7 protein-coding genes are annotated in these 6,294 nt (G+C 72.6%); 1 reads left to right on the top strand and 6 read right to left on the bottom strand.

The annotated features are described in order from the left end of the window. Positions 1–113 precede the first annotated feature (113 nt). From AB0F15_RS44725 to AB0F15_RS44700, 6 genes are read right to left on the bottom strand one after another with little or no spacing between them, the layout of a single operon-like run. A complete protein-coding gene (locus AB0F15_RS44725; protein WP_360283988.1) occupies positions 114–1,052 on the bottom strand; it encodes an ROK family protein in 939 nt (312 codons plus the stop codon). A 15-nt stretch (positions 1,053–1,067) separates the two neighbouring features. Then, positions 1,068–1,472: a hypothetical protein gene (locus AB0F15_RS44720; RefSeq protein ID WP_360283986.1), complete on the bottom strand. Its 405-nt coding sequence runs from the start codon at positions 1,470–1,472 to the stop codon at positions 1,068–1,070. Continuing rightward, the gene (locus tag AB0F15_RS44715; protein WP_360283985.1) at positions 1,469–2,602 is read right to left on the bottom strand and encodes an ArsA family ATPase; all 1,134 of its coding nucleotides are present in this window, start codon (positions 2,600–2,602) and stop codon (positions 1,469–1,471) included. Before AB0F15_RS44715 ends, AB0F15_RS44720 begins: the two co-directional genes overlap by 4 nt. A gap of 1 nt (position 2,603) precedes the next feature. Next, positions 2,604–3,038 carry an SRPBCC family protein gene (locus AB0F15_RS44710; RefSeq protein ID WP_360283983.1) on the bottom strand — a complete coding sequence of 145 codons (435 nt, stop codon included), beginning with the start codon at positions 3,036–3,038 and terminating at the stop codon, positions 2,604–2,606. Positions 3,039–3,065: 27 nt separating this feature from the next. Further along, complete coding sequence (locus AB0F15_RS44705; RefSeq protein WP_360283981.1) at positions 3,066–3,860, bottom strand: metallophosphoesterase; 795 nt, start codon at positions 3,858–3,860, stop codon at positions 3,066–3,068. An 11-nt stretch (positions 3,861–3,871) separates the two neighbouring features. Beyond that, on the bottom strand, positions 3,872–4,297 hold the full coding sequence (locus AB0F15_RS44700) for a polyketide cyclase / dehydrase and lipid transport (protein ID WP_360283979.1): 426 nt from the start codon (positions 4,295–4,297) through the stop codon (positions 3,872–3,874). Between the two features lie 127 nt (positions 4,298–4,424). Between AB0F15_RS44700 and AB0F15_RS44695 the strand changes: the two genes are divergently transcribed. Next, on the top strand, positions 4,425–6,221 hold the full coding sequence (locus tag AB0F15_RS44695; RefSeq protein ID WP_360283977.1) for a long-chain fatty acid--CoA ligase: 1,797 nt from the start codon (positions 4,425–4,427) through the stop codon (positions 6,219–6,221). Positions 6,222–6,294: the final 73 nt, after the last annotated feature.

Below are 6,294 nucleotides of genomic sequence, written 5' to 3'. Positions count from 1 at the left end.
CAAAGCGCCCCAATGTGGCCTTCGGTGCGTTCAACGCACCCAATGTGGCCTTCGGTGCGCTGAACGCAACCAAGGCCACATTGGGGCGCTTGGGCTGGGGCCGCTCGCGACGGTCAGACCGGGGTCTTGGCCGCTTCCAGCGCCAGGGCCGCCGCGCCGACGATCGCCGTGTCGTCGCCCAGGTGAGCCGTCCTGATCCGGGCCAGCGGGCGGTGCCGGGCCCCCGTGATCGTGCCCGCGTAGTGCTCGCGGGCCTCGTCCAGGAACAGCGGGGCCGACTCCGACACGCCGCCCCCGATCACGATGATCTCCGGGTCGAACACGTCCGCCACCAGCGCCAGGCCCTCGCCGAGCCACTTGGCCAGCTCGGCCATCGCCAGCTGGGCGATGGGGTCGCCGTCACGCGCCGCGCCCGCCACCCGGCGGCCCGTCACCGAGCCCGGGTCGCCCGCGACCTGCGGGGCCAGCACCGTCGACCGGCCCGGGTGCCGCGCGAGCAGCTCCACCGCAGTCGCCGCCAGTGCCGTTCCGCTGCAGTAGCGCTCCCAGCAGCCGTACTTGCCGCACGGGCAAGGGCGACCGCCCCGGACCACCGTCAAGTGCCCCAGCTCCGGCGCGACGCCGTACGCGCCGCGGTAGAGCTTGCCGTCGAGCAGGAGGCCGGCGCCGATCCCGGTGCCCAGCGCGACCAGCGCCGCCACCTGCGCCCCGCGGGCCGCGCCGAAGCGGTGCTCGCCGACGATCGCCGAATTGACGTCGTGCTCCAGCAGCACCGGCAGGCCGACGCGCTTTTCGATCCGGTCGGCGACCGGGGCGCCGCGCCACGCGAGGTGCGGGGCGAACATCACCGACCGGCGGTCGCGCGCCACGAAGCCCGCCACCGCGAGCCCGACCCCGGCCACCTCGTGCCGGTTGCGCAGGTCCTCGACCACACCGGCGATGGCGTCCTCGAGGGCGCCTTCCTCGGTCGGCGTCGCGACGCGGGCCGTGTCGAGCAGGGAGCCGCGTTCGTCCACCACGCCGGCCCGGATGCTCGTCCCGCCGACGTCCACCCCTATCGTCCGCACTCAGCTCTCCCACTCGTCGCGCCGGCGGACGGCGATGTGCTGCACCCGCGGCGACGGCCGCGGGTCCGCGGGCCGCGGCGCGGGCCGGAACCCGGGCATGTGCACGCCCTCGGCCGGTTCCCAGCGGTCCGCGAGCACCGCGCGCAGCAGGGCGACCAGCTGCGCGAGCTGCTCCACCAGCCGCGCGACCAGCTCGGGCCGCTCACCCCGTACCACGGCGACGATCGCACACAGCGGACACCAGCCGCACGTCGAACCGTCCCCTTTCGCCTCGCCGGGGTCGCCCGCGAAGCCGTGCCCGGCCGCGAGCACGCCCTCGAGCCACGGCGCCGCCTTGTCCGCGACCAGCTCGGCGAGCAGGCGGATCTCCTCCGCCAGGCGCGGCCCGTGTTCCTCTTCGCTCACCCGCGTCCCCGGTTCCCGGCCAGGTGCACGACCAGGCCGTCGGCGTCGGATTCCGCGCCGGTGATCCGGCACGGCCGCAGCGGCCCCGGCAGGGCGATGAGCCTGCGGAAGCCGTCCACGGTGATCGCCAGGTCGTCGTCGACGCGGGCGAGGTCGACCTCGGCGTCCCGCCCGAGCGGGAGCGCGACACGCAGCGTGTACCCGTCCGCGGCCGGCCGCACCCGCAGCAACGGGGTGACGGGGGTGCCGTCGCCGTCGAGGGGGTCGCCGTCGCGGTAGAGCTCGGCGGCGATCTCCAGCAGCGCGGGCAACCCGACCGGCTCGACGGCGCGGTGCTCGACCCGGGCGACCGGCGCGATCCCGGCCGCGGCGAGTTCGGCGAGCACGGCGTCCTGCTGGGTCCGGCGCGCGCGCAGCCACGACGCCGCGCCACCGCGCCACATCCCGGGTGCCGGCATCAGCCGGTTGGCGATCAGGCCGTCGACGGCGATGCCGCGCAGGGCCAGGGAACTGAGCGTGCGCCGAGCCTCGGCGACGACCACCCGCTCCGGCGTCAGTACCAGCCGGACCGTCGTCACCGACGGCTCGGTGAGGAGGGCGCGCAGGCCGTCGAGGTGGGCGCCGAGGCGGCGCACCGAATCCGTGACGCGGCCGCGCGGCCCGAACACGCGGGTCAGGTAGCCGGAGACGGCCTCGGGCAGGGCGAGCAGCCGCAGCGTCTCGGCCGTCGGCCCGCAGTCGACGACGACGGTCTCCCACGGCCCGTCCTCGGCCAGCCGGCGGACCTCGGTGAGGGCGAGCAGCTCGTCGACGCCGGGCAGCACCGTGAGCTCTTCGGCGTCGAGGGTGTCCAGGCCCGCGCCGGCCAGCACTTCCCGCAGCTCGGCGCGCAGCCGCGCCCACGTGGTGTCCACGAGGGTGCGCGAGTCGATCTGCACGCCGGAAAGGAGGGTGTCCACTTCGGACGGTCCGGCCCCGAGGGGCCTGCCGAAGGCGTCGCCGAGCGAATGCGCCGGGTCGGTGGACACGACGAGGGTCTTCCTGCCGCGGGCGGCCAGTGCGGCGCCGGTGGCCGCGGCCAGCGTGGTCTTCCCGACACCCCCCTTGCCGGTGAACAGCAGGATCCGCACGCTATCCCTCGGCCCGCTTCTTGAGCTCCTTCAGCGCGGTGTCCATGACCATCTTCTCGGCCTTGCGGCGCAGCAGGCCGATCATCGGGAGCGCGAGCTCGACCGACAGCGTGTAGGTCACGCGGGTGCGGCCGCCGAGGTCGGCCAGCGCGTAGCGGCCGTTCTGCGCTTTCTGCATCTGGCCCTTGACCAGGTGCCAGCTGACCCCCAGGCCGTCTTCGTCCCAGTCGTACTCGAGGGTGTAGACGTCCTTGATCGGGCCGGCGTCGAGGGTGAGCTTGACCTGCTTGGCCCGCCCGGCGGCGTCGGTGTCGAGGACCTCGGTCTGCCGGACGGCCTTGGCCCATTCCGGGTACGCGGGGAAGTCGGCGATCACGGCCATCACCCGGCTGGGCTCGGCGTCGACCTCGATGGACTGTGTGGACTGCTCGGCCATGGGTCGAAGCGTAGCCGCCGCGGTTGGTCACCAGCGCAGCACGTAGGGCTGCCCGGTCTCCTTGAAGTGACCCACGTTACGGCACTCGGTCAGGCCGACCCGGGCGCGGGCGGACAGGGGCTGGTGCACGTGCCCGAACACCGACCAGCGGGGCCGCTGGGCGCGGATGAGGTCCAGCAGCGCCGTCGAACCGATCTCGCTGCGGCGCGCGACGACGTCGTAGGTCAGCTCGGGCAGGGCGGGCGGGCCGTGCGTGCAGAGGACGTCGACCTCGGTGAGCGCGGCCACGCTGCGGTCGTAGTCCGCGCGATCCCGCAGGTAGGGCCGCCAGGCGGCGCCCTTGCGGAGCCGCGGGACGACGCCGTCGGGCAGCAGCGCGCCGCCGACGAACCCGAACCGCAGGCCGCCGATCTCGGCCACCTCGCCGTCGAGCACCTGAACGCCCTCGCCGGTGAACTCCGGCCACAGCGCGGGGGTGTCGACGTTGCCGGGCGTCGCGTACGTGGGCGACGTCATCGCCGCGAACAGCGTCGCGTACTGGGCGCGGATCGCCTCGTCGACCGCGGCGCCCGGGTCGTCGAGGGTGGCCCAGAGCGTGCGCGAGTAGGCAACGGTTTCGTCACGGGTGCCCTCGCGGCGCAGGCGCGCGAACTCGCCGACCTTCTCCCCGCCGAACAGGGCACCCATGATGCCCTTGTCGTGGTCGCGGTAGTCGACGAAGTCGATCAGGTCGCCAAGCACGACCAGGGCGTCCGCCCCGTCACCCGCCCGCTTCAACGCGTCCGCGTTGCCGTGCACGTCCGAGACGACGTGTACCCGCACCCGTACTCCCCCTAGCTCTGGCCGTCACTGCCCTCGCCGCGCGGAGGAACCCCGGGCTCGCGCCCGTCCTCCAGGACCTCCTTGAGCCCGAGGGCGATCGCCTTCGCCGCACGGGCGCGCCGGTCGAACTCCCGGCGCAGCTCGCGCGGCGCCAGTGCCCGGGGCGTCCCGGCCGCATCCGCGGGCGTCGCCCGCAGGAAGTAGTGCAGCAGGGTGCCGTCGAGCACCGGCTCGAGCCAGACCTCCATCGTACCGACGAGTGCGCCCGTCACGGTCCAGCGCAGGCCCTTGTCCCCCCGGTCGGTGTAGACCTCCAGGACCAGGTCGGGCCAGTAGCGCCGCCAGGAGGCCGGCTCGGCGAACACGGCGGCCACGGTGGCGGGCGGAACGGCGAGGAACGTCTCGTCGACGATGTCGAGTGAGGGTGGCGCGTTCACGTGCGAAGAATGTCACGCCCTCGCCTCGCGACGCCGATCAGCATGGTCTTAAGGTGCTCACCACGCTAAGTTGACTGGCGGGTAACAGCGGCGTCACCTGCCGCATGCGTTGAACACGGAGGTCCACGTGCGCGAATACAGCGCTCCCGCCGGCAAGCCGGTGGCCGACGACGAGAACATGTCCGACGTCGTCTGGGCGAATGCCGAGCGGTTCTCCGACGTGGTGAGCTTCCGCCGCCAGGTCGAGGGCAGCTGGCTGGACGTGACCGCCAAGGAGTTCGCGGCCGAGGTACTGGCCGTGGCCAAGGGCATGGCCAAGGCCGGGATCGGCCGCGGCGACCGCGTCGCGATCATGTCGAAGACCCGCTACGAGTGGACCCTGATCGACTTCGCGATCTGGGCGGCCGGCGCGGTGACCGTCCCGATCTACGACACCTCCTCCCCCGAGCAGGTGAATTGGATCCTCTCCGACTCGGCCGCGAAGGCCGTGTTCGTCGAGACGACCGGGCACGTCGGCGCGGTGGAGCAAGTCCGGGACCGGCTCACCGACCTGCAGCACACCTGGCAGATCGAGGGCGACAACCCGGCCGTCGAGATGCTCGCCGCCCTCGGCGCCGAGCTGTCCGACGACGAGCTGCACGACCGGCGCCGGGAGGTGAGCGCGGACGAGCTCGCCACCATCGTCTACACCTCGGGCACCACCGGCCGCCCCAAGGGCGTCGAGCTGACCCACCGGAACCTGCTGGCCGAGATCCGCGCCGACATCGAGGCGTTCCCGCAGCTGATGGAGCAGGGCAACTCGCTGCTGTGCTTCCTGCCGCTGGCGCACGTGCTGGCCCGCGCGATCGCCGTCACCGCGCTGACCGCCCGCGTCACCCTGGGGCACACCCCGGACGTCAAGAACCTGGTCGCCGACCTCGGCACGTTCCGGCCGACGTTCGTCGTCGCCGTGCCGCGCGTGTTCGAGAAGGTCTACAACTCGGCGAAGCAGAAGGCCCACAGCGAAGGCAAGGGCAAGATCTTCGACGCCGCCGAGGCCACCGCCGTCGCCTACAGCGAGGCGCAGGACAAGGGCGGCGCCGGGCTCGGGCTGAAGCTCAAGCACCTGGTGTTCGACAAGCTCGTCTACGGCAAGCTGCGCGCGGCCCTCGGCGGCCGCTGCGTCGCGGCGGTCTCCGGCGGCGCCCCGCTCGGCGCGCGGCTGGCGCACTTCTTCCGCGGCATCGGCGTCCCGGTGTTCGAGGGCTACGGCCTCACCGAGACCTCCGCCGCGGCGAACGTCAACACGCAGACCGCGTTCCGCGTCGGCACGGTCGGCAAGCCGGTCAACGGCACGTCGGTCCGCATCGCCGACGACGGCGAGGTGCTGCTCAAGGGCGACGTCGTGTTCCGGGCGTACTACAACAACCCGCAGGCGACGAAGGAAGCGCTCACCGACGGCTGGTTCCACACCGGCGACCTCGGCGAGCTCGACGCGGACGGCTTCCTCAAGATCACCGGGCGCAAGAAGGAGATCATCGTGACGGCGGGCGGCAAGAACGTCGCCCCGTCCGGCCTCGAGGACACGATCAAGGCGTCCCCGCTGATCAGCCAGGCGATGGTGGTCGGCGACCAGCGGCCGTTCATCGCGGCGCTGGTGACGGTGGACGAGGAGTACTTCCCGTCCTGGAAGTCCCAGCACGGCAAGCCTGCCGCGGCCACGGTCGCGGACCTTTCGTCCGACGCGGACCTGCTCGCGGAGATCCAGACCGCGGTGGACGAGGCGAACAAGTCGGTGTCGAAGGCCGAGGCGATCAAGAAGTTCACGGTCCTGGCCAACGACTTCACCGAGCAGGGCGGCGAGATCACGCCGAGCCTGAAGCTGAAGCGCAACGTCGTGACGAAGAACTACGCCGACGCGATCGAAGGTCTCTACAAGAAGTAAGCGCCCCAATGTGGCCTTGGTTGCGTTCAACGCACCCAAGGCCACATTGGGTGCGTTGAACGCAACCAAGGCC

Origin of the sequence: Amycolatopsis sp. NPDC026612, assembly GCF_040638285.1 — a bacterium.
In the GTDB taxonomy this organism is placed as follows: domain Bacteria; phylum Actinomycetota; class Actinomycetes; order Mycobacteriales; family Pseudonocardiaceae; genus Amycolatopsis.
This window is presented reverse-complemented; position numbering and strand designations above follow the sequence as displayed.

Excerpts from the sequence above, each read along its gene's own strand:
- AB0F15_RS44710 (WP_360283983.1), bottom strand. The coding sequence starts at position 3,038 with ATGGCCGAGCAGTCCACACAGTCCATCGAGGTCGACGCCGAGCCCAGC.